The sequence below is a fragment of the Jatrophihabitans sp. genome, from assembly GCF_051960575.1.
In the GTDB taxonomy this organism is placed as follows: domain Bacteria; phylum Actinomycetota; class Actinomycetes; order Mycobacteriales; family Jatrophihabitantaceae; genus JBQCEE01.
Genome location: NZ_JBQCEE010000372.1, coordinates 1 through 3,312, shown reverse-complemented (window position 1 = coordinate 3,312; position 3,312 = coordinate 1). Strand labels below are relative to the sequence as shown.

The window sequence follows — 3,312 nt, the reverse complement described above, 5'->3', positions numbered from 1 at the left end:
CCCCCCCCCCACCCCAACCACTACTTGGTCATGCTCCCCCCGGCCGCCCTTTTCGCCGGGCTGCCCGCCCGCCTCCACGACTGGGCGTGCGCCCACGGGCTCACGTCCGAACCGGCGGTCGCCCGCGCGCTCGGCGAGGTGCACGCGCTGGCGCGGGTCAACGAGCTGCTGAACTGGCAGGTCGCCGCACGCGTCGGCGATGTCGACGTCGCCGACGCATCGGCCACCAAGGTCTTCGCGTCCGAGCGGGCACAACGGGTGTTGCGGCTGCTCGAGGAGGTCGTCGGCGCGCACGGCGACCCGGCCGACGCCGACACGGCCGAGCTGCTGCACTGGCTCGACGTGCAGGCCAAGCGCAACCTGGTGATCACCTTCGGCGGTGGCGTCAACGAGGTGCAGCGCGAGCTGATCGCCCAGTTCGGGCTGGGTCTCCCGCGAGTCGTCCGGTGACCGACATCCTCGAGGTCGCCGCCGGCATCCGGGCGCGCGGCGAGTGCGCGCCCCGCACCGGCCGCGACCCGATCAACCAGCCGATGATCAACAACTGGGTCGAGGCGCTCGGTGTCACCGACCCGCGGTTCCGCGACGGCGTCGCGCCACCGGCGATGATCCAGGTCTGGACGATGGGTGGCCTCCTCATCCCGCGCGCGAGCGACGACCCGCTCGGCCTGATGATGAACCTGCTCGACGACGCGGGGTTCACCTCCGTCGTCGCCACCAACTGCGAGCAGATCTACCACCGGCTGCTGCGGGTCGGCGAACAGGTGACCGTTGCGACGCGCCTCGGCGACGTGGTCGGCCCGAAGCGCACGGCGCTCGGCGAGGGGTGGTTCGTGACCACCCACCTCACCTGGTACGTCGGCGACGAGCCGGTGGCCGAGATGCTGTTCCGGGTGCTGAAGTTCAGACCGGGCACGGGTGCGCCGCCGCCGGTGTCGCGGGCCGACACCATCCGTCCGGTGATCAGCCAGGACACCGCGTTCTTCTGGGAGGGCACCGCCGCCGGCGAACTGCGCATCCAGCACTGCCCGGCGTGCGACCGGCTGCGGCACCCGCCCGGCCCGCTGTGCCCGGCGTGCGGCGCCGACAAGCAGGACTGGGTGGTCGCCGCGGGCACCGGCACGGTGTTCAGCTTCGTGGTGCACCACCACCCGGCCGTGCCGGGCAAGCAGCGTCCGTTCGTCGTCGCGCTCGTCGAGCTGAGCGAAGGTGTGCGCATGCTCGGCGAGCTCGTCGACGTCGACCCGGCGGCCGTGCACATCGGCATGCCGGTCGAGCTGGCCCTCACCCGCATCGACGACGAGCTGACGCTGCCGCTCTGGCGCCCCGCCGGCGCTGCGCAGCCACAGCAGCAGACACCCGCCGCGGTCGAGCAGCGCGGTGAGCAGCTGCCCGAGCTGGTCGTCGAGGCGACACCGACGTTCATCGTCGCCACGGCACTCGCGACGCGCGACTTCCAGGACGTGCACCACGACCGCGACGCCGCGATCCGCCGTGGCTCGAAGGACATCTTCGTCAACATCCTGACCGACACCGGCCTCGTGCAGCGGTTCGTCGGCACATGGGCCGGGCCGGACGCCGTGATCGAGCGGATCGCGATCCGCCTCGGCGTGCCGTGCTACGCGTACGACACCCTGACCTTCCGCGGTGAGGTCATCGCGCGCGACGGCGACCGCTGCACCGTCGCCGTCACCGCACGCGGCGCGCTCGGCGACCACATCGTCGGCACCGTCGAACTTTCCTCTTGTCCCCGGCGCCAGTCGTCCACGGGGCCCGAGACTGACCGGAGCGGGGGACAAGCGGGATGAGTCTGTCGGGGAAGGCGGCGATCGCGGGGATCGGCGCGACAGAGTTCTCGAAGGACTCGGGACGGTCCGAGCTGCGCCTCGCCGCCGAGGCCGTGCGCGCAGCCATCGCCGACGCGGGCCTGACGCCGGCCGACGTCGACGGCCTGGTCACCTTCATGCAGGACAACAACACCGAGATCGCGGTCGCGCGCGAGGTCGGCATCCCGTCGCTGTCGTTCTTCAGCCGGATCGCCTACGGCGGGGGCGCTGCGTGCGCCACGGTGCAGCAGGCCGCGATGGCCGTCGCAACAGGCGTTGCAGAGGTGGTCGTCTGCTACCGGGCGTTCAACGAACGCTCGGGGCAGCGCTTCGGCCAGGTCATGACGGGTCTGTCGGCCGCGCCGACGTCGTCGGGGGTCGACGCCGGCTGGGCCTACCCGATGGGGCTGTCGACGCCGGCGGCCTGGGTCGCCATGGTCGCGCAGCGGTACATGCACGAGTACGGGGCGACGAGTGAGGACTTCGGCCGCATCGCCGTCGTCGACCGCAAGCACGCCGCCACCAACCCCAACGCCTTCTTCCACGGCCGGCCGATCACGCTCGACGAGCACCAGGCCAGCCGCTGGATCGTCGAACCGCTGCATCTGCTCGACTGCTGCCAGGAGAGCGACGGCGGCGTCGCCATCGTCGTCACCAGCGCCGAACGGGCGCGCGACCTCGCCCAGCGCCCCGTCTCGATCACCGGCGCGGCCCAGGGCAGCGGCGCCGACCAGTTCGTCATGACGTCGTACTACCGCGACGGGCTGACCGGGCTGCCCGAGATGGGCATCGTCGGGCAGCAGCTGTGGCGGCAGGCCGGCCTCGCGCCGTCCGACATCGATGTGGCCGTGCTCTACGACCACTTCACGCCGTTCGTGCTCATCCAGCTCGAGGAACTCGGGTTCTGCGGCCGCGGCGAGGCGAAGGACTTCATCCGCCACGGCACCCTCGAGCTCGACGGCCGGCTGCCGTTGAACCCGCACGGCGGTCAGCTCGGCGAGGCCTACATCCACGGCATGAACGGCATCGCCGAGGCGGTACGGCAGGTGCGCGGTGAGGCGGTCAACCAGGTCGGCGACGTCGAGCACGTGCTCGTCACGGCCGGCACCGGCGTGCCGACGAGCGGGTTGGTGCTCTCGGCGGCGTGACCGTCCGGATGTCGCAACGTCGCGTCCGAAAACCGCGAGACTGACGCCGCCGCGCACGACAGGATCGTGGGGTGCGTTCGCCCGTCGTGCTGCTGCAGTTCATCGTGCTCGCCCTGACCTGGGGCGCCAGCTTCCTGTTCATCAAGGTCGGGCTCGAGGGGCTGGCACCGGCGCAGGTGGTGCTCGGCCGGCTCGTCGCCGGCGCGGTGACGCTGCTGCTGCTCTCGGCCGCCGGGCGTCGCCGGCGGGCGCCGGCCGGTGCCGGGTGGGGGGCTCTCGGCGGGCTCGCGGTGCGCGGGTGCGGGGTGGCGGTGCTGGTCTTCGCCGGGGGCGAGCGG

The 3,312-nt window shown here is 72.3% G+C and carries 4 protein-coding genes; all 4 read left to right on the top strand.

Going from position 1 to position 3,312, the window contains the following annotated elements:
* Positions 1 to 450 (top strand): acyl-CoA dehydrogenase family protein (locus ACTHMS_RS20835; RefSeq protein WP_440308574.1); only part of this gene is annotated, 450 nt, incomplete at its 5' end.
* Complete coding sequence (locus ACTHMS_RS20830; protein ID WP_440308573.1) at positions 447 to 1,808, top strand: OB-fold domain-containing protein; 1,362 nt, start codon at positions 447 to 449, stop codon at positions 1,806 to 1,808. The genes ACTHMS_RS20835 and ACTHMS_RS20830, both read left to right, overlap by 4 nt.
* Positions 1,805 to 2,974 carry a lipid-transfer protein gene (locus ACTHMS_RS20825; protein ID WP_440308572.1) on the top strand — a complete coding sequence of 390 codons (1,170 nt, stop codon included), beginning with the start codon at positions 1,805 to 1,807 and terminating at the stop codon, positions 2,972 to 2,974. The genes ACTHMS_RS20830 and ACTHMS_RS20825 overlap by 4 nt, the downstream gene beginning before the upstream one ends.
* Positions 2,975 to 3,045: 71 nt before the next feature.
* On the top strand, positions 3,046 to 3,312 hold a 267-nt coding region (locus ACTHMS_RS20820; RefSeq protein ID WP_440308571.1), incomplete at its 3' end, for an EamA family transporter.